At 64.7% G+C, this 18,434-nt stretch carries 16 protein-coding genes; 8 read left to right on the top strand and 8 right to left on the bottom strand.

What is annotated here, in order from left to right; translation table 11 throughout:
• Positions 1 to 65 precede the first annotated feature (65 nt).
• Positions 66 to 389, bottom strand: a complete 324-nt coding sequence (locus tag BRAS3843_RS09665) for a hypothetical protein (RefSeq protein WP_008968659.1) — start codon at positions 387 to 389, stop codon at positions 66 to 68.
• 355 nt (positions 390 to 744) lie between these two features.
• Positions 745 to 4,041: a TRCF domain-containing protein gene (locus BRAS3843_RS09660; RefSeq protein ID WP_008968658.1), complete on the bottom strand. Its 3,297-nt coding sequence runs from the start codon at positions 4,039 to 4,041 to the stop codon at positions 745 to 747.
• A gap of 295 nt (positions 4,042 to 4,336) precedes the next feature.
• On the opposite strand from BRAS3843_RS09660, the gene BRAS3843_RS09655 reads away from it, so the two are divergent.
• A complete protein-coding gene (locus BRAS3843_RS09655) occupies positions 4,337 to 5,362 on the top strand; it encodes a GNAT family N-acetyltransferase (RefSeq protein WP_139024801.1) in 1,026 nt (341 codons plus the stop codon).
• Positions 5,363 to 5,847: 485 nt separating this feature from the next.
• Here the strand turns inward: BRAS3843_RS09655 and BRAS3843_RS09650 are convergent, their stop codons facing one another.
• Genes BRAS3843_RS09650 through BRAS3843_RS09640 form a run of 3 tightly spaced genes read right to left on the bottom strand, consistent with a single transcriptional unit; the run spans position 5,848 to position 8,506 of the window.
• A complete protein-coding gene (locus BRAS3843_RS09650; RefSeq protein ID WP_008968655.1) occupies positions 5,848 to 6,663 on the bottom strand; it encodes a hypothetical protein in 816 nt (271 codons plus the stop codon).
• Complete coding sequence (locus BRAS3843_RS09645; protein ID WP_008968654.1) at positions 6,660 to 7,697, bottom strand: glycosyltransferase; 1,038 nt, start codon at positions 7,695 to 7,697, stop codon at positions 6,660 to 6,662. Before BRAS3843_RS09645 ends, BRAS3843_RS09650 begins: the two co-directional genes overlap by 4 nt.
• On the bottom strand, positions 7,694 to 8,506 hold the full coding sequence (locus BRAS3843_RS09640; RefSeq protein ID WP_008968653.1) for a PIG-L family deacetylase: 813 nt from the start codon (positions 8,504 to 8,506) through the stop codon (positions 7,694 to 7,696). Before BRAS3843_RS09640 ends, BRAS3843_RS09645 begins: the two co-directional genes overlap by 4 nt.
• Positions 8,507 to 8,735: 229 nt before the next feature.
• Here BRAS3843_RS09640 and BRAS3843_RS09635 point away from each other — a divergent pair, with 229 nt between their 5' ends.
• On the top strand, positions 8,736 to 8,957 hold the full coding sequence (locus BRAS3843_RS09635; RefSeq protein ID WP_008968652.1) for a hypothetical protein: 222 nt from the start codon (positions 8,736 to 8,738) through the stop codon (positions 8,955 to 8,957).
• A gap of 295 nt (positions 8,958 to 9,252) precedes the next feature.
• On the top strand, positions 9,253 to 9,525 hold the full coding sequence (locus BRAS3843_RS09630; protein WP_008968651.1) for a hypothetical protein: 273 nt from the start codon (positions 9,253 to 9,255) through the stop codon (positions 9,523 to 9,525).
• Between the two features lies 1 nt (position 9,526).
• On the opposite strand, the gene BRAS3843_RS40655 is transcribed toward BRAS3843_RS09630, so the two are convergent.
• On the bottom strand, positions 9,527 to 9,865 hold the full coding sequence (locus tag BRAS3843_RS40655; RefSeq protein ID WP_139024799.1) for a hypothetical protein: 339 nt from the start codon (positions 9,863 to 9,865) through the stop codon (positions 9,527 to 9,529).
• Complete coding sequence (locus BRAS3843_RS09625) at positions 9,862 to 10,263, bottom strand: response regulator (RefSeq protein WP_008968650.1); 402 nt, start codon at positions 10,261 to 10,263, stop codon at positions 9,862 to 9,864. Before BRAS3843_RS09625 ends, BRAS3843_RS40655 begins: the two co-directional genes overlap by 4 nt.
• 107 nt (positions 10,264 to 10,370) lie before the next feature.
• On the opposite strand from BRAS3843_RS09625, the gene BRAS3843_RS09620 reads away from it, so the two are divergent.
• The 4 genes from BRAS3843_RS09620 (at position 10,371) to BRAS3843_RS09600 (ending at position 16,156) form a co-directional block, all read left to right on the top strand.
• A complete protein-coding gene (locus BRAS3843_RS09620; RefSeq protein WP_035981258.1) occupies positions 10,371 to 11,372 on the top strand; it encodes a chemotaxis protein CheB in 1,002 nt (333 codons plus the stop codon).
• Positions 11,373 to 11,377: 5 nt separating this feature from the next.
• Positions 11,378 to 11,662: a hypothetical protein gene (locus BRAS3843_RS09615; protein WP_008968648.1), complete on the top strand. Its 285-nt coding sequence runs from the start codon at positions 11,378 to 11,380 to the stop codon at positions 11,660 to 11,662.
• 575 nt (positions 11,663 to 12,237) lie between these two features.
• Entirely contained in the window at positions 12,238 to 15,408 is a 3,171-nt protein-coding gene (locus BRAS3843_RS09605) for a CheR family methyltransferase (RefSeq protein ID WP_035981251.1), read from the top strand.
• 1 nt (position 15,409) lies between these two features.
• The gene (locus tag BRAS3843_RS09600; protein ID WP_050886402.1) at positions 15,410 to 16,156 is read left to right on the top strand and encodes a Crp/Fnr family transcriptional regulator; all 747 of its coding nucleotides are present in this window, start codon (positions 15,410 to 15,412) and stop codon (positions 16,154 to 16,156) included.
• On the opposite strand, the gene BRAS3843_RS09595 is transcribed toward BRAS3843_RS09600, so the two are convergent.
• Positions 16,119 to 17,072, bottom strand: coding sequence for a LysR substrate-binding domain-containing protein (locus tag BRAS3843_RS09595; RefSeq protein WP_008968643.1), 954 nt, complete (start codon positions 17,070 to 17,072; stop codon positions 16,119 to 16,121). The two genes, BRAS3843_RS09600 and BRAS3843_RS09595, sit on opposite strands and share 38 nt — an antisense overlap.
• Before the next feature lie 208 nt (positions 17,073 to 17,280).
• Here BRAS3843_RS09595 and BRAS3843_RS09590 point away from each other — a divergent pair, with 208 nt between their 5' ends.
• Positions 17,281 to 18,327 (top strand): ABC transporter substrate-binding protein, encoded by a 1,047-nt coding sequence (locus BRAS3843_RS09590; RefSeq protein WP_035981250.1) that lies wholly within the window; start codon positions 17,281 to 17,283, stop codon positions 18,325 to 18,327.
• Positions 18,328 to 18,434 lie beyond the last annotated feature (107 nt).

Raw genomic sequence — 18,434 nt, 5'->3', positions numbered from 1 at the left:
CCACCCTCTCCCACAAGGGGAGAGGGGGCACCGAAATCGCGGCGATAGCGTCGCATCCAGTTCCGTCATGATGACGATCTCACGCCGAGATCCTGGGCTTTTTGTTTGAACTCGTCCTCGATGTCTTCGATCGTGGGCAGGTGCAGATGCCGCAGCTCGGCATGGACCTTCTTCGCCGGCTCGGAGGAGAGATCCCGGGTGAAATTGGTGGCGACCTCCTGTGCCGAACCGTAGTTGCGGTAACGTTCGATCTCCGAGCGCGTCGCGCGCTGGACGTGCTCCAGCTTGCGCTGATCGGCCTCCGATCGTCCATCAGGCCTGGCGTGCAATACCGGATCGAACGCCTTGCGAATGACGAAGTCTGCGAGTTCCTGGCGGGCATCGGCCATGATGATCTCCATCGGCTCAGCGAATTTGCTGCTCCAACGACGCTTGTGGGCAAAGGTTCTTGTGCGCGCATCGCAGCGAAGCCGGCGATCGTCTTGCGGGTTGCCGCGGGCGCGTCAGCCACAGACTCTGGCAGAGACATCAGCAGATCGGGTGAGCATTGCCGGACAGACAGAATGTATTGGTCTTCGCTGGAGGCGTCAGCCTCGGCGTCGATCATGCCGGGATCTACGAAGCGTTCCAGGCGCAGCGATCGGATTGGCTGTGCGGTGCCTCTGGCGTGCCGGCCTGCTCGACATGGGCGAGGCGGAGCACGCCTTTCGCCAGGAAGATGGGATCAGGCTGGTGCGACGCAACTCAGGATGATCCGATCGCCGCAGCGTGGCGGCTCGTCTTCAGCGCGCGCGGGGCGGCCCGGCGCATCGGCGCGTTCGATTGGGCTTTCTTGAGCGCCTTGATGAATAGCACCACGGCTTGCAGCATCTGGCTGTTCTTGACCGTGTGTTTGGAGATGAGCCTGTCGCCGGAGCGGCGGATCGGCGCGGACTGACGTGCCACGCGTGAATCCGGCCTCAGCTGCGCGGCGATGCCGGTCGGCCCGACATCGATCCTGGTGATACCGAGTGCGCGGCAATCGAGCCGGAGCGCGGCCAGGGCAATGAGGTTCTTCACGTCCGGCGGAAGGAGCCCAAAGCGAATCTCGATTTCGTCTTCGATGTCGCCGAGCTCGGCCGGGCTCTCGATCCTCGCCAGCCGCGCATAGATGTCGAGCCGCGTCGCTTCGTCCTGCACGTAACTTGCGGGGAGAAGCGCGGGCGTGTCGATGTGCAGCTCCGGAACCCACATGTCGCGGGCGTGTCGCGGCCGTCCCTGCAGCGCCCGCGCCAGCAGGTCGTGGTAGAGCGCGGGGCCGAACACATGGAACCGGCCGGCCTGTTGGTCGGACAGGAGATTGCCGGCGCCGCGCAGGTCGAGATCGCGCGCGCCGATCTGAAATCCGGCGCCCGGTCGGCTCAGCTCCTGCAGCGCTGCAATCCGTTTCTCGGCGTCCTCGCCGGGTTCATCGGTGAGCAGATACGCGTAGGCGCGCGTGCCGCCGCGCCCAACCCGCCCGCGCAGCTGATGCAGCTGTGCAAGGCCGAAGCGTTCGGGCGCGCAGATCAGAATCGTGTTGGCGCGGGGAATGTCGAGCCCGTTCTCGACGATATCGGTGGCGAGAAGGACATCGGCCTCACCTCCGACGAACTGCATCATGCGCGCATCGATGTCCCGTGCCGGCATCCGTCCATGAATGACGACCACGCGCAGTTCAGACGCGGTGTGGTGCAGCCGCTCCGCCATGGGGCCGAGATCCTTGATGCGTGGGCAGATCACGAAGCTCTGGCCATGTCGCCTGTGTTCGCGCCGCAGCGCCATCGCCAGCGTGGAATCGAGCAGGGGCGAAACCTTGGTGATGACCGGGACCCGCTGCACCGGAGGGGTGGCGATGACGCTGACATCGCGCAGGCCGGCCATCGCGCTTGCCATGGTGCGCGGGATCGGCGTGGCGCTCATGGTCAGCGTGTGCACGCCGGCACGCAGCGCCGACAGCTTGTCCTTGTCGGCCGCACCAAAGTGCTGCTCCTCATCGATGATGACGAGGCCGAGATCCGAAAACGCAATGTCCTTTCCGGCCAGCGCATGGGTGCCGATCACGATCTTGAGCGAACCGTCGCGAAGCTGTTGTTTGACGACGCGCGCCTCAGTTGCGGATGTGAGCCGCGACAGATGACCGATCGTGATGCTGAAAGGCGCAAAGCGCTTTTGGAATGTCTCGACGTGCTGGCGCGCGAGCACCGTGGTCGGAACGACCAGCGCGACCTGCATGCCCGCGAACACGGCCGCCGCCGCGGCGCGCAACGCCACCTCGGTTTTGCCGAAGCCGACATCGCCGCAGACGATGCGGTCCATCGGATGGCCGGAGGCGAGGTCGTTCAAGACGTCCTCGATCGCCGCTGTCTGGTCCGGCGTGGCGTAATGCGGAAAGCGCGCGACGAAGCGCTCGTACTCCGCGGTTGGCGGCACCAGCCGCGGCGCCTTGGCCTGCTTCCGCGCCAGGATTGCCTCGGACAGGATTTGCGCGGTGCGATCGACCTCGCGCTCGGCCGTCAGGCAGCGCGCCGCCCATGACTGACCGTCGGCATCATCCAGTGTGACCCCGCTCGGGTCGTGCGCATAAGGCCAGATCAGCGCCAGCTCGGCGGTCGGCACCAGCACCGCTTCGTCGTCTGCGAAGACAAGCCGCACCATCTCGCGCGCGGAGAGATCGGCGGCCGCCACCTGCTCGAGCCCTTGCAGCACGGCCAGGCCGCGCTGCAGATGAATGACGGCGCTGCCGAGCGTCGGCCGTGTGGTCGCTTCGTTGAGGTCGGCATGTTGCCGCGCCATCGGCTGCAGATGGTGCGCCCTGCTGCCGAGGATGTCAGCTGCTGTAATGACGAGCAGCGGGCGCGCGGCTCCGGTTCTGAACCCGGCATCGAGGTCGATCAGCAGAGAGGTGACCTTGCCCGGCGGCGGGCGCGAGGCGCCGTGCCAATCCGCCGCGGGCGATGTCTTCAGTCCGGCGAGACGCTCCATGTGCTGGAGGTCGCGGTCCGTGCATGCAGTGAACATGAGGCGTGCGCCGCGCCGTCTGGCCTCGGCGATGAAACGGCGCAGCGATGTCCGGGCCGACGGCTCGCGGGAGAAATTCGGGATCGTAGCGATCTCGGACGAGGCCGGCAGCACCGCGGCGTGACGCATCGCCTGCTGCCATTCGCCGCGGCTAATGAAGGCGGCCTCGCGGCTCCGCGCGTCGCTGCTATCCTCGATCACGGCAAGCTGCGCGTCGGCGCGCGCCGATACCTCTGCATCCGCAATGATCTTCACCTGATCGAGGTAGGAAAACACGCAGACGGCCGTAGCCTCTTCGCCGACCAGGCTGCGCTCCGACATCGGATCGAGCACCAGCGCCTCGAGGCTGACCAGGTCGGTCTGATTCACCGGATCGAAGCCATGGATACCGCGGATCACCCCGTCGCCATGTTCGATCCGCACCGGACCCAGCGCGCCGGCCGGAAACAGCTCGATGGTCTGGCCATGGCACAGCACGCCGCCGGGGTAGTCGGCGGGCTCATCGAGCTCATAGCCTGCGTCCGCGAGACGGCGTCGGAGCTCATCCACCGCGATCGATTGCCCGATCCTCAAGCCGAGGCCGGCGTGCGACCACGCTTGCGGCCGCGGTACACGCGGCAGCATGGCATCCACGGTGGCGATGAGTAGAGGCGGGCTCGCGCGCGCAGCCAGCCGACGCAAGACGCTGGTGCGGCGACCCGCGATCTCGCGCGACGGTTCGACCTCGTCGAAGGGAAGCGTGTCGAAGCGCGGCAGCACCAGCACGTTGCAGGCCGGGTCCAATGCGTGCAGGATCGCGCCAAGGCGTTCGGCGCGGGCTTCATCTTTGGCGAGAAAGACCAGCCCGTGCGGGCCAGCCTTGCGCCAGGTCGTCAGCAGATGAAGGGCGAGCAGCCCGAGCGGTGCCGCAGATGATAGCGCCTGACGCCCTTGCGCTGATGGCGCGCGCGTGCCGGCTTTGGCAGCCTGTCCCGAGCTCAGCGCGTGTGCGGATTTGCCCATCTTGAGGGAAACACGAAGATGACAGCGGAGTTCCGGCTAGGGGACCACGCCTGTAGTGGGCGCAAATGTCAGAGGTGGATGGATCGCGGTTGCCGTCGGGGATGACCTATAGGAACCAGCCTCCGGCTAGTCCATTGAATTCGTATGGACCCTATGCAAGCCGCCGGCGAGCCACGCTCATTCGCATTGATGCCGGCGAAGAAGCCGGTGACCAATTTCCTGGCAGATATCCGCGCAAGAACGTCATCAGCCGCGCGGGAGATATGCGAAGTCGTTGCCGACCATGCGGGTTGAGGTGATCACAACAGCTGCCGCGCTGGAACGGCTGCGGCCGGATTGGATCGGCTTGTGGCAGCGCGCGGTCACGGCCGGGCCATTTCAGCATCCCGATTGGCTGTTGTCGTGGTGGCGCCGGCTTGGCGGCGGCGAGCTGTTCGTGCTTGCGGTGCGCCATGGGGCGGAGCTGGCCGCGCTGGCGCCGTTCTACATCACCACCGATGCGGCCTCAGGCGAGCGGCAGCTGACGTTGCTGGGCAACGGCGTCAGCGATTGCTGTGACGTGCTGCTCGATCCCCGGCGAAGCGGCGCCAAGGCGGCGTTGGCGGAGGCGCTCAAGGCCAGCCGGGCCTGCTGGACTGGCTATGATCTTCGCGACCTGCCGCCGGACTCCGTGTTGCTTTCGATCTTCGACGACCAACCGGATGCATCGATCTCGCGCGATACGCCGACTGTCGTCGTCGATCTGCGCGGAGGGGTAGAGGGGAGCCTGCTTTCGCCGCGCATGGCGGCCGATCTCCGCCGCTGCCGCAGGCGCGCGGAAGAAATTGGAGTTCTCAGCATGGATTTTGCGTCGTCGGAGGAGCTGATAGCGCGTGCGATGGATGCGCTGTTCGCGCTTCATCATGCGCGATGGCGTGCGCGAGACGAATCCGGCGTGCTCCATGGCCCCGAGCGTGAGGCATTCTATCGCGAGATTGCCGCGCGCTTTGCGCGGCACGGCTGGTTACGCCTGTTGACGCTGTCACTCGGCGGTCGCGTGGTGGGTGCGAGTTTCGACTTCCAGGTCCGAGGACGGGCCTATCACTATATCGGCGGGTTCGCCCCGGAGCTTGCCACGCTCGGGCTCGGCAGCCTGATGCTGCAGCAGCTGATCTTGCGTGCGGTCCACGATGGCGCCCATGAGTTCGATTTCCTCCGCGGCGAAGAGGACTACAAGCGGCGCTGGGGTGGCGTGCCGCGACCACACTACCGGATCAGGCCAAAGCAGGTTGCGGAGGCAGCGCGGATGATGATGGAGGCAGCGCATGCCGGCGTCGCCTGACCGCACGGCCCGCCGCTTTCGGCTCGGGATCGCGGCCGACATCCGCAAGCTCGAATGGGACGGCGTGTTCACGGCGCACCGCTCCATCATCGCACAGGCCTTTGCGGCGCAGGCGGCCGGCGAGGGGCTGGTCCTGATCGCAGAGGCTGACGGCTATCCGGTCGGCCAGTTGTGGGTCAGATTTGCAGGCTCCGGTCCGCCGCGCCTCTGGGCGCTGCGGGTGCTGCCCTCCCACCAGGGGATGGGACTGGGATCGCGACTCCTGGAGTTCGGCGAGGCCGAACTGGCCAAGCGCGGCTTTGCGGCTTGTGAGATCGGTGCGGAAAAATCCAATCTGACTGCGCAGCAATTCTATCAGAAACGGGGCTACAGCATCGCTTACGAGCAGGTCGAAACCTATTCCTACGCCATGCCGTCGGGCGAACAAAGCGAGGGTGTGGCCGATCAGTGGATCCTGCGCAAGGCGTTACGCCCGTCCACCGCCGTCATTGCTGGGGCGGATCGAGGCCGAGCCGCTCATGGACTTGCGGACGCACGGCGTGCCAATGCGCAAGCCGGACTTCAGTCGCCGGCTTGCCATAATAGTCCCACGGCAGAACGCGTGTATTCAGGCCGACGAAATGCGCGCCTGAGCGGCCAAGCTCGGGATCGTGCGGGTAGAACGGAGAGCAGATCGTGACCTCGCTGGTCTCGACCAGGAGGGGCGAGCCAAGGTGATCGAGCACGGCAATCTGCAGCCCTTGCTCGTCCAGCTCGGAACGCAGCGCCACCGGCTTGATCCGGAGAACCCTTTCGAGGCCGCGTTCGAACGCGGTGGCGGGGCCGAGGCCGCGGATGCCGGAGTTGCGCGCAACGGGCGCGCACAGATCGGTGAACTGCCCGAACGCCGCCGCGACATCGGCGGCGATCAGGCTGGCTGCGGCATCGCCTGAGCGCAGCCATTGCGTCATCGCCGGCGGGATACGCCAGAGGATCACATCATTGTCGAGCGAGAGCTCGAACTGATCAGGAAAGGCGCGTAGCGGCAGTAATTTCCACGCCACGCCCTCGGCCATGCCATCGCCCAGATAGGTGCGAAGTAGCGGTGGAATGTCGCTGTCGACCGGCAGCCATTGCACCGCGTCGGCAATCGCTCCGACCCGTCGGCGCGCCTCGTCGACCGGAATGGTGTTGACGTAGATGCGGTACGCGGCCTCGCTGCCGAACAGGCGCATCGCGCCATGGATCGACAGCCGCAGCGCGTCGAAGCCGGCGGGATTGACGTCTCCGATGGTCCAGCGAATCCCGAGCGGCGGCATCATCCGGCCTCGACGAGTTGTTGATAGAGTTCGAGATAGCGGTCGGTCATGCGCGCGCCGGAATAGCGCTGTTGCGCGATGCACCTGCATTCGGCCGGATCGAGCGCGTCGACCCTGCCGAGCGCCTCGGTCATCGCTGCGACGTCATCGACCAGAAAGCCGGTGCGTCCGTGCTCGATCGTCTCGGCAAGTGCGCCATTCGGGAAGGCTATGACAGGCGTGCCGGCCGCGAGCGCCTCGCGCGCCACCAGCGAGGCGGTCTCCGGGATCAGGCTCGGCACCAGCACGCAGCGCGCCGATTGCAGCAATTGCCACTTTCGAAAGCCCGAGACCGGACCGATCCATCGCCGCTGTGCATCAAGCCTGGGGGTGATCTCGCGCTCGAAATAGGCGAGGTGCTCGGGAAAGCCGCTCGTCGTCCCCGCGAGCAGGAGCGCGATATCAGCAGCCGTGGCCGCCGCGAGCGCGAGGTGGAAGCCTTTTTCGGGACAGATGCGTCCCAGCGCCAGCGCGAATGATCCTTTTGGCCCGGCCGGAAGCGGCGGCGCATCGATGCCGTTCTCGATCATGCTGATGACGCGCGAATGAGCGCCCAACGCCTGATGCTGGTGGTGCGACACCGTGTTGAGCCAGGTCCGAGGCCGCTCCGGGTTCAGCACGCTGGGCGAATATGAGCTCAGCGGAAGATGCAGCGTCGCGAGCACCGGGACGCCGGGCGGCGGCAGATAGTTCTGGAAATCCACGCCATGCAGATGCACGAGATCGGCACCGGCGTCGTCGACGATGCGCCTGATCATCATGCGCAGGAAGTCGTGCGCATGATGCCAATCCTGCGTTGAGATCGGTTGCGCAGGCCGGGGGACGGCGATGAGATCGCCCGAGGTCTGCGATCCCTCAGCCGCGATCACGATCGAGCGGTGCCCGGCGCGTGTCAGCGCATGATCGATCGAGGACAGGATCTGCTCCGCACCGCCGACCGGGTCCGGACCGACCAGGGCGAAAGGAAATGCCACGCTCAGGATGGTCAACTTTCTCACCCGACCACCTCGCAGCCTGACAGCAGCGGCCGCGCGAGGGCCCGCCATTTCGCCGCCGTCATGTCCCATCCAAAGCGATCGTAGAGTGCGGCTCCCGGCGGCGGGGCTCTCGTAAAATCATAATCGGGCGCTGTCCGATAGCGCTCGATGCCAGGATCGAACCATGACAGCACCTTCGCCTGCGAGGCATAGGCGGCGAGCGCATGGTGCTTCAACTCATGCGCGTCCGGTGCGAGCCTGACCGTGACGTCATGCGACCGCGGCGCGGGGCAGAACGCCCCCGTGTGCATTCCGCCATCTCTCAGGTGATAGGACGCAAACTCGAAACGCGCCGGCGCCTTCTGCACCCCGGCTTGGAGCTCAGCGCAGGCGCGCTGCACGACGAGCGCCGCCGTGTCGTGATCTGGATGGCCGCCTTCATAGGGGTGAGTGAAGACGAGAGCCGCGTGACGCAGTTCGCGGGAGATGACGTCAATGAGATGCCGCGCGAAGAAGATGCTGTCCTGATCGGGGGCGCCGAGCGCGATGCGCCGGCAACGCAGGCCAAGAGTCGCGCATGCGCGGTGTGCTTCCTGCTCTCGCACCGCTGCATAGGCTGAGTTGACGGCGAATCCGAGCCGGCGTGCATCGGCGCCGCTCGCAGGCGCACCGTCGGTCAGCTGGATGACAGTCAAATTCCGGAATGTGCGCAGCCGTCCGCCCATCGCCAGGACCTCGTCGTCGGGATGCGCAACTACGAGCACAGCAGGCACATCGATCGGTCTGGCGCTTGCGAGCCTCGCGAGCACGTCGGATACGAGCAGTTCCATCGATTCGTGTCGTTTGTCACATTTCGCGATTTGCGAGACTAAAGCGCGGACAGAGCAGCCGTTCCTGCGGTTGGTCCGAGGTGCAACACATGTTGGTCCGGTAGATGATGTGATTTGCCGTTACAAAGAAGGGGTAGCCCTCCTAATTCCCATTTACCTATGTTGGTGCAGGCGGTTAGCTGCACTGTAGAGTCAGTGTAGTTTGACGGCGTATATCGGTTTTATCAGCATGGATGTCGAAGTACGGAAGAAGCGGCGCCGCCGCTTTAAACAGGCGCTCCCACTCGGTGAGCGTCTGCTGCAGTCGGCGCGCGAGGCACGGGACGAGGCGAAACAGCTGCCGCCCGGCGTGGATCAGGCGCGGCTGCTGAGACGTGCGCGTGAAGCTGAGGCGATCGCTCAGCTCGAGGAATTCCTGCGCGGACCGACGCGGTACCCGCCGCGACGGTGAACTGGACGTCTCTGACGACAAGCCAGAGAGGCGCCGCTCCTTCGTGGCGCGAGATGGAGCCCCCAAGCGGTGGCTTGATCGCAGGCCTATGTTGCAGGTCCGACGCTACAAGTCTTGTGTTCAGGTCTTGTTGTTACGAGCCTCGGATTGTTCCCTGACGCACGTGGTAAAATATTCCTTGCAGTTGAGCGCCCAGGCGCGCAACGTGAGCCGATCATCGGCACGATGACCCGTTCGTGGGCGCCGGTGGCTGAGAGACCGGTTGTGCTCCCGCCTGCAGAGCGAGGAGCAGCCCGTGTACCAGGACGGCGACAAGGTCGCGCGCGACCAATATCTCCGAGACCAATATCTCAGAGAGCAATATTTCAGCGAGATCTATGAGATCGTAGACCCGATCGCACGGTCTCGCGCCGTGGCGGCGCGATCGATCCAATTGCTCCGCGTGAGCTCACCCGACACCTTTCTCGGCCGTGGCCGGTTTGAGCCGTTTTCCACGGAGCATGAGACGGGATGCGCGTGCCTCGAGCGCCGCGTCGATGTGTGTGCGCAGCGCGCATCTGACGATTGAGTCACAGATAGGTCAGAAATGACACCCCAGCGATCAGGATGATGAATCCTGTCATCGCGGTGATCACGAAAGAACGCTCAACGATATCCATGTCACGACCCCTGCTGCCCGCTGCAGCCAGATATCCACAAGCAGGCACGGGCCGCCTTAAGCCAAGTGAATCGGTCAAGTGAATCGGTGGTGAATTTTTGCTGAAGATGCGCGCTTGAGCGAGGATGCTGATGAGCGGCATCTCTCGCACTGCGAGGCTTGCGGCGATGACAGCCGGTTGGCTTTCGCGCTGGCGTCGTTTGCTGCGCCAGCGTGGCAGGGCCTGACCGTTTCGGAGGGCAGGGCTCAACGCCCCTTCAACAGTTCGGCAAGACCATCTGCAACGGCGGGGACGTCGAGCGGCTTCTCCCAGAGCAGAACGTCCGCGAACTCGGAGCGGATCGATGTCCTCACGTAGCCGGTCGTAAAAGCGAAACGGATATCGCGTTCGCGCAGCGCGCGCGCAAGCGGATAAATCATCTCGTTCCTGAGATTGATGTCGAGCAGCGCGGCGTCGATCGGCTGGTCGGAAGACAGGATGGTCTGGGCTTCGAGCACCTCCGAAACCGGCCCAATCACGTCGGCACCGCGGCGTTTGAGTTCGCCGGCGAGATCATCCGCGAGAAAATACTCGTCCTCGACGATCAGGATGCTGCGCCCGGCGAGTGGTTCCGATCCGGTCCGCCGAATAGGTGTGCTTTGTCCCATGAAGCCCTCCGTGTGGTCGGCAATAGGAACGTCTGCTGAGTCCGAACCTTGTTGGCAAACGGGGTGAAATGTCCTGCGTTCCCGCTCCGTAGCGAATGGATCAGAGTGTGCCCAATCGTGACATCATTGTCATCGGCGGTTCGTCCGGGGCAACGGCACCGCTGAAGGATATTCTCGGGCGCTTGCCGGTCGACATGCCGGCAGCGGTCTTCGTGGTGTTGCACATCCCCGCTCGGGGGATCGGCATCTTGTCGACGGTTGCCAGCGCCGCGGGGAAGCTGCCGGTCAAGCAGGCCGCGAACGGGCTTTCCATCGAGCACGGAACCATCTATCTCGCAGCCCCGGATCATCACCTGCTGATCGCTCAAGGGCACATGGTGCTTGGTCGTGGACCGCGCGAGAACATGGTGCGCCCGGCCATCGATCCGCTGTTCCGCTCCGCGGCGCTGCATTACGGGCCTCGGGTCATCGGCGTGCTCCTGAGCGGTTTTCTATCAGATGGTGCGGCAGGGCTCAACGCGATCAAGCGTTGCGGCGGCTTGGCCGTGGTGCAGCAGCCGACGGATGCAATAGCGGACGAGATGCCCCGGCGGGCGCTGGAGGCGAGTTCCGTCGATTTTTGTATTCCCGGGGCTGACATCGGCGACGTCCTTGCCGAGTTGGCCAAGGGCCAGGCCGGCACGGCCGGGCCGGTGCCGCCCGACGTCAGGCTCGAGGTTGAAATTGCCGCGGGCGAGCGAATCGACAGCCAAATCCTCACCGGGCTCGGTACGCCCGCCGCGCTGACCTGCCCGAGCTGTGCGGGCGTCCTGTCGCGGCTGACGGTCGACAAGACACTTCGGTTCCGCTGCCAGGTCGGGCACGCCTTTACCGCCGACGTGCTGGCCAAGGAGCAGGAGATCCGGGTCGACGAGGCCATGCGCGTCGCTTTGCGGATCATCGGAGAACGCGCTGAACTCGTATCCCGTATGGCCGAGGACGCGCGTCAGAGTGGCCGCACGGCGATCGCAGAGATGTATGAGACGAGGGCGGTGGAGTATCGTGGATATGCCGACATGATCAGGCAGGTCGTGCTGCAGTCGCTCGATCCGTTGCCGACACAGGGGTGACCAGGATGGCGCAGGCCGGCCCTTCTCCCTCCAACGTGCAAACGACGCTCGAGCTTCGCGACGAGGAAGATCAACTGCGCAAGAGCGACGCCGACATTGCGGCGGGCTGGACCCGGCTTCTCAGGCAGGAATGCCTGCTCCGGGACTTGAAAGTCGCCGGCAAGCCGTTCCAGGAAGCCGAACGCTTGGTGGCATTGCTGCGGGACACTTTGACGGAGTGGGAGCGGCACCGTACCCTGATTGAACAACGGATCGCCTATCTCAGGGAGCGCCGGGCACAGGGATCCTAGTTCCTTATGGTGAGAGCGCGGCAGCGCGTTTCCGGACGATGCTTCGCACCGCCTGGAAAATCATGACGCCCCGAAGCCTCCGCAGCCATCCGCGATAGCCCGGCTTTCGTGGGCCAGAAGTCACGTCAGGGACTCGAGATCGACTGGGTGGGAATCGCGGGGAGGCAGCTTTAGAAACTGCAGGCCGGTCTCGGACCACGCAAATGCACAATTGTGACCCGTTGCGAAATTCCTGATGCGGCCGACCGCGACGTCGTTGAAGCCGAACATCCGCTCGACGTCAGCCCTGGCCAGATGCAGACCCTGACCCGGAACCAAATGGTCCAGTTGCATTTGCAGTAGGGGGAGAGAGAGTGGCTCGGCCATGACGGTGAAGAGCTTATCCGGCAGGGTGTCCGCTGCGCTTGCGGCAGATCAAAGCGGACCGCCGGCCGCGACGACGACTGGCGGACGGCTCTCGGGTCCTTGGACCCCGCTCCCGCCGAGGGGTCCCTTCGCTGCTATTCCGCTCACCCAGCGATTTGGTCTATTTTGAGCCTCGCTCCGGCTGAGGCGCGAATGATATACGGCAAGACATGACAAGTGTTGGTGAATCTCAATCGGCGGAAGCCGTGCCCAAGGGACGACGGCCGCTGATCATCGGTGTCGGCGCTTCGCCCAGCAACACCGGCAGCCTGGAGCGTTTCCTCGCGAAGCTGGCGCTCGGCAACGACGTTGCCCTCGTGCTCGTGCTGCAGCATCGGGAAGCGCTGGACGAAAAATGGCTGCGCGGTGTGCTGCGGCCCCTCGAGAGCATCACGCTGAAGGACCTGGAGGATGGAGCGGCGGTCGACGGACAGACGGTCTATCTCTGTCCCGCCAACACGATCGTCACCGTGCAGGGCGACCGCTTTGCCGTGCGCTCGGCCGAGCAGGCGCCGGGCGAGCGGGGCACCATCGACAGTTTCTTGGTCTCGCTGGCTGAGGACCGCGCCGAGCAATCGATCGGCGTCGTCCTGTCCGGAACCGCCGGCGAGGGCACGCTCGGCGTCGCGACGCTGAAGGATCATGGTGGGCTCGCCATTGCCGAGCGCATCGCCGGGAATGAGGGCGATGACCTGAGGGACAGCAGCACCCCTGCCGCCATCGCCGATTTCGTGCTTCCCGCCGAGGACATTCCCGATCACATCACGGTCTATGCCCGGCATCTGCGCCGGCTGGAAGAGCGGCAGGGCTTTGACGAGGTGCTCGCGGCGGCGGCGAACTCCCTCAGCCGCATCGCCGACATCCTGCGCAACAAGACCGGCAACGATTTCCACGGCTACAAGCAGAACACCTTCCTGCGCCGGGTGCAGCGCAGGATGCAGGTGGTGCAGATCGACGAGATCTCGGCCTATGTCGATTTCCTGCGCAACGACAAGGACGAGGTCCAGTATCTCTTCAACGACCTCCTGATCGGCGTCACCGAATTCTTCCGCGACAAGCGCGAATTCGAAGTGCTGGAGAGCCAGGTCGTTCCGCAGATTTTCGATGGCAAGCAAGCCGGCCAGCAGGTCCGGGTCTGGGTGCTAGGCTGTGCTACTGGCGAGGAGGCCTATTCGATCGGGATCCTGTTGCGCGAGCACATCGCCAAGCTGGATTCGCCTCCGTCCGTGCAGATCTTCGCCACCGACATCGACGGCCGCGCGCTGGCCGCAGCACGGGTCGGGCGCTACCGGACCGGCATCGAAGCCAACATCTCGCCGGAGCGGCTGGCGCGCTGGTTCGTGCGCGAGGGCGACACCTATTGCGTGGTGAAGGAGTTGCGCGAGATGTGCATCTTCTCCCAGCACAATGTCATCAAGGACGCGCCGTTCTCCAAGCTCGACCTGGTCTCGTGCCGCAATCTCCTGATCTATCTGAATGCCGAGTTGCAGAACCGCGTGATTCCGCTGTTTCATTTCGCGCTGCTGCCCAGTCGTTTCCTGTTCCTCGGCAATTCCGAGAACGTGACGCGGCATCCGAAGCTGTTCTCGCCGGTCGATCGCCGCGCCCGGATCTTCAAGAAGCTCGATACCGGCACCCGCCTGCCGCCGGAATTTCCGATCACCACGTCCGCCGGGCGGACGTCGGTCGAGCTGACGCCGATCCGCAGCTTCGGTCCCGATGTCGGGCTGGAGCGCAGGGCGCACCGTATCGCCGAGCGCTATGCGCCGGCCTACGTCATCACCGACGGCAATTTCCACATCCTGCATTTCTCCGGGCGGACCGGGCGCTTCATCGAACCGACCGCGGGCACGGCCACGCTCGACCTGCTCAGCCTGGTGCATCGCGACCTCCGCCTGGAGCTGCGGACCGCCCTGAGCCGCGCGCGCGAGACCAACGAAGCTGTTCACGCCGACCAGGTCCTGCTCGGGGTAAACGGTCACACCGTGGGCGTCGACATCACGGTCGAGCCGATCGAGGATGGGCCGGAAGGCCAGCGCAATTTCATCGTGTTGTTCAAGGATGGCCCGTTGCGTCCGACCTCGGCAGTGTCCGGCGGCAATCACGCACTGGTGCGCAGCGAGCATGTCGAGCGTCTGGAGAGCGAGCTGCGGGCCACGCGCGAACGGCTGCAGGCCACGATCGAGGAGCTCGAGAGCACCAATGAGGAGCTCAAATCCTCCAACGAAGAATACCAGTCGCTGAACGAAGAGTTGCAATCCGCCAATGAGGAGCTTGAGACTTCGCGCGAGGAGCTGCAGTCTGTCAACGAAGAGCTCACCACCGTCAATGGCGAGCTCGCCCATCGCGTCCAGGAGCTGACGCGCGCGACCAGCGACCTGAAGAATTTCCTGGAAAGCACGCAGATCGCGACCGTGTTCCTGGACAACGACATGCGGGTGATGAACTTCACGCCTGCAATCACCCAGGTGCTGCATCTGGTGGAGACCGACGTCGGCCGTCCCATCGCCCATATCAAGGCGCGGATTCCGATCGAGGAGCTGTACGATGATATCCGGCGGGTGCTGCGGACGCTCGCCAGCGCCGAGCGCGAGCTGACCGCGCCCGACAGCGGCACGCGCTACATCGTGCGCATGCTGCCCTATCGCAGCATCGACAATTTCATCGCCGGCGTCGTCGTCACCTTCATCGACGTGACCGCGATCACCCGCGCCGAGGAGCGACAGCGGCTCCTGCTTGCCGAGCTGCAGCATCGCGTGCGCAACACGCTCGGCGTGGTGCGCTCGATCGCACGCCGCTCCGCGCAGACGAGCTCGACGGTCGAGGAATATGCCGCGCATCTCGACGGCCGGCTGAGCGCGCTGGCGCGCACCCAGGCCGCGGTGACGCGCGATCCCGAAGCGGGCGTCGATCTGGAATATCTGCTCGCCGACGAGCTCATGGCCTATAATGCCCGCGAGGGTGAGCAGGTGCGGATCTCCGGCCCGGCCATCCGCTTGCAGCCGAAAGCGGCCGAGACATTGTCGCTCGCGATTCATGAGCTGGCAACCAATGCGGTCAAGTATGGCGCTCTCAGCCAACCTGTCGGACGCGTCGAGATCAGCTGGCGCATCGACGAGAGCGTCAATCCACCGGAACTGATTTTCGACTGGCGCGAGAAGGGAGGACCATCCGTGAAGTCGCCGAAACGAAAAGGATTTGGAACGGAGATTCTGGAGCGAACTCTGGCGTTCGAATTCAAGGGGACGGCATCGTTGCTCTTCAGTCCGTCCGGCGTGCATTTCTCGATCGCGATGCCGTTGAGCCGGGCCATCGTCCAAAGCCCGGCTCTGGCCAAATAACATGAGCATGGGGCGCACGGGCGACCGGACGGCGGATGTCGTCATCCGCCGCCTGAGCGTATTCCGCAAGATTTCGCCGCAGACAGCGGCGGCGCTCGACGACGCCATTCGCGGCCGCATCACCACCGCGGTCGCCGGACAGGAGCTCGTCACCGAGGGCGATCCGGCCGACCGGCTGCGGATGATCCTGTCGGGCTGGGCCGCGCGCTACAAATCGCTGGAAGACGGGCGGCGCCAGATCGTGAATCTGGTCCTGCCTGGAGAGACCTGCGATGCCCAGATCTACCTGCTGAAACACATGGATCATTCGATCTCGGCGCTGACGCCGGTGGTCTATGCGGAGATCGAGCGCGAACGCTTCGAGGCGCTGATCGCCGCCGATCGTGTGCTTGCAGAAGCCTTCTGGTGCGAGACGCTGTCGGATGCGGCGATCCAGCGCGAATGGACGCTCAATCTCGGCCGTCGCGACGCCTATGAGCGGGTGGCGCATCTGTTGTGCGAAGTGGTGGAGCGGCTGCGGCCGGTCGGACTGTTGGACGGCGACAGCTGCGCCTTTCCGATCACGCAGACGGATCTCGCCGACGCGACGGGATTGTCCGTTGTCCATGTCAACCGGACGCTGCAGGAATTGCGCTCCGCCGGCCTGATCGTGCTGCGCGAGCGGACGCTGACAGTTCACGACCTGAAGGCGCTCAAGGATGCGGCCTTGTTCACCCCGGACTATCTGCACTATCAAGCTTTGAGCTAAGCGGCGCGCTGACGAGCTGGTGCTTCCACGCCTCGAGCGCCTGACGCAGGACTTCGACGAGGTCCAAGGCGACCGGGGAGGGGCTGCGCTGCGGCGGAAACACTGCGGCGAATTCGAAGTCGATCTGGGGCAGGAAACGCCGCGCCACGAGGCCGCGGCCGTCGAACTCGCGCGCGGTGAACGGATCGCAGATGCCGACGCCGAGCCCGGACGACACCATCCCGCACATGATCTCGGACAAGGTGGTCTCGACCCGCAGCACGCGGCGCACATCGACGCGATGGAACACCTGGTCGATCACATGCCGGCTGCTGGTGCCGGCCGACAGCGACACGAAGGTCTCGCCCTCGAAGTCGCGCGGCTCCAGCGTGGTCTTCGCCGCCAGGTGATGGCCGGTGGGGAGCACGGCGACGCGCGGCAGTGCGGGCAGGCGGATGCTGGGCAGGCCCGCATGCGCGATCGGCACTTCGGCGAAGCCGATGTCGCATTGGTGGTTCAGCACCCAGTCGATCACGATCGGTGAGATCACGCCGAAGAACGCGAGATTGAGGTTCGGCCGTTGCGTCAGGAAGGTGCCGGCAAGGCGCGGCAGATAGCCGTTGGCCAATGCGGGCAGGGCGGCGACGCGCAGCGTGCCGGTGCGCCGGCCGCGGATTTCTTCGGCGGCCGCAGTGATGCGCTCGAGCCCGACGAAGGACCGTTCGACCTCCATGTAGAGCGTGGTCGCGGCCGCGGTCGGCACCAGCCCGCTGCCGCGCCGCTCGAACAGCTCCATCTTCAACAGCGCCTGGAAGTCGCGCAGCAGCCTGCTGACCGCGGGCTGCGTCACCGCCATCAGTTTCGCAGCTTCCGTCACGCTGCCGGTCAGCATCATCGCCCGGAAGGCCTCGACCTGCCGCGAATTGATCCGGGCCATTCAGGCGCCACTCCATAACATTTCGGCATGAGGAGGGTGCCATTATTCATTGGACGACGGAAGAGCGTGTTGCGATCTTTTTGATCAGATCGAGAGATCGCCCGTTTTTTGTGCGGTGCCACCAAAGGCAGAACGCAATCAACGGGAAATCTCTCATTTTGCGGTTTCTTATTACCGGCAACGACGCCAACTGGAGAGATCGGTGGACATGAAGCATCTCAGCCGTCTGACCGCGGTCAGCCTTGCAGCCAGCCTTGCAGTGCTGGCCACGAGCACTCAGGCCCTGGCCCAGCAGACGACGCTCTATGTCGCCGGCTATGGCGGCTCATTCGAGAAGACGATCCGCGACGAGGTCATCCCCGCTTTCGAGCAGGCCAATGGCGTCAAGGTGGAATACGTCGCCGGCAACTCTACCGACACGCTGGCCAAGCTGCAGGCGCAGAAGGGCAACCAGCAGATCGATGTCGCCATCCTCGACGACGGCCCGATGTATCAGGCCATCCAGCTGGGCTTCTGCGACAAGATCACGGGACTGCCGAGTGCCGAGCTCTACGACGTCGCGCATTTCAAGGACGATCGCGCGGTCGCCATCGGGCTGGTCGCCACCGGGCTGATGTACAACACCAAGGTGTTCGCCGAGAACGGCTGGGCGCCGCCCACCTCGTGGAACGACCTGAAGGATCCGAAGTACAAGCAGCAGCTGGTCATTCCGCCGATCAACAACACCTACGGCCTCTATGCGCTGTTGATGCTGGCCAAGATGAATGGCGGCAGCGAGTCTAACGTCGAGGCCGGCTTCAAGATCTTCAAGACCGACATCAATCCGAACGTGCTGGCCTACGAGCCGTCGCCGGGCAAGATGACCGAGCTGTTCCAGTCGGGGCAGGCTGTCATCGCGGTGTGGGGCTCGGGCCGGGTGCAGAGCTTTGCCAACACCGGTTTTCCGGTCGACTTCGTCTATCCGAAGGAGGGCGCGGTGATGCTGCTCACCACCGCCTGTCCGATTGCCAAGCCCAACGTCTCGCCGCTGGCATCCGCCTTCATCAAGCAGCTGCTCGATCCGAAGATCCAGCTCGTGATGCTGAAGGAGTACGGCTATGGCCCGGTGGTGAAATCGGTCGTGGTGCCGCCAGGCATGGGCACGATGGCCCCGATCGGCGCCCGCGCCGCCAACGTCTATGCGCCGGATTGGACCGTCGTGAACGACAAGCGCGAGGAATGGACCAAGCGCTGGAATCGCGAGGTCGAGCGGTAAGCGGGGCGTGTATCACGATCCCTTCGCCGCGGCGGCGGTCTACTCCCTTGACGCTGATCACCTCCGCGTCGCCGGCGGCAGTCTACTCCCCTCCCCCCTTGCGGGGG

The sequence above is a fragment of the Bradyrhizobium sp. STM 3843 genome, assembly GCF_000239815.1.
Classification (GTDB): domain Bacteria; phylum Pseudomonadota; class Alphaproteobacteria; order Rhizobiales; family Xanthobacteraceae; genus Bradyrhizobium.
Note: the sequence above shows the minus strand (reverse complement) of the source record. Positions and strands in the feature narration are given on the sequence as shown.

Coding starts and splice junctions, on each gene's coding strand:
- BRAS3843_RS09665 (WP_008968659.1), bottom strand. CDS start 389: ATGGCCGATGCCCGCCAGGAACTCGCAGACTTCGTCATTCGCAAGGCG.
- BRAS3843_RS09660 (WP_008968658.1), bottom strand. CDS start 4,041: ATGGGCAAATCCGCACACGCGCTGAGCTCGGGACAGGCTGCCAAAGCC.
- BRAS3843_RS09650 (WP_008968655.1), bottom strand. CDS start 6,663: ATGATGCCGCCGCTCGGGATTCGCTGGACCATCGGAGACGTCAATCCC.
- BRAS3843_RS09640 (WP_008968653.1), bottom strand. CDS start 8,506: ATGGAACTGCTCGTATCCGACGTGCTCGCGAGGCTCGCAAGCGCCAGA.
- BRAS3843_RS09635 (WP_008968652.1), top strand. CDS start 8,736: ATGGATGTCGAAGTACGGAAGAAGCGGCGCCGCCGCTTTAAACAGGCG.
- BRAS3843_RS09625 (WP_008968650.1), bottom strand. CDS start 10,263: ATGGGACAAAGCACACCTATTCGGCGGACCGGATCGGAACCACTCGCC.
- BRAS3843_RS09615 (WP_008968648.1), top strand. CDS start 11,378: ATGGCGCAGGCCGGCCCTTCTCCCTCCAACGTGCAAACGACGCTCGAG.
- BRAS3843_RS09605 (WP_035981251.1), top strand. CDS start 12,238: ATGACAAGTGTTGGTGAATCTCAATCGGCGGAAGCCGTGCCCAAGGGA.
- BRAS3843_RS09600 (WP_050886402.1), top strand. CDS start 15,410: ATGAGCATGGGGCGCACGGGCGACCGGACGGCGGATGTCGTCATCCGC.
- BRAS3843_RS09595 (WP_008968643.1), bottom strand. CDS start 17,072: ATGGCCCGGATCAATTCGCGGCAGGTCGAGGCCTTCCGGGCGATGATG.
- BRAS3843_RS09590 (WP_035981250.1), top strand. CDS start 17,281: ATGAAGCATCTCAGCCGTCTGACCGCGGTCAGCCTTGCAGCCAGCCTT.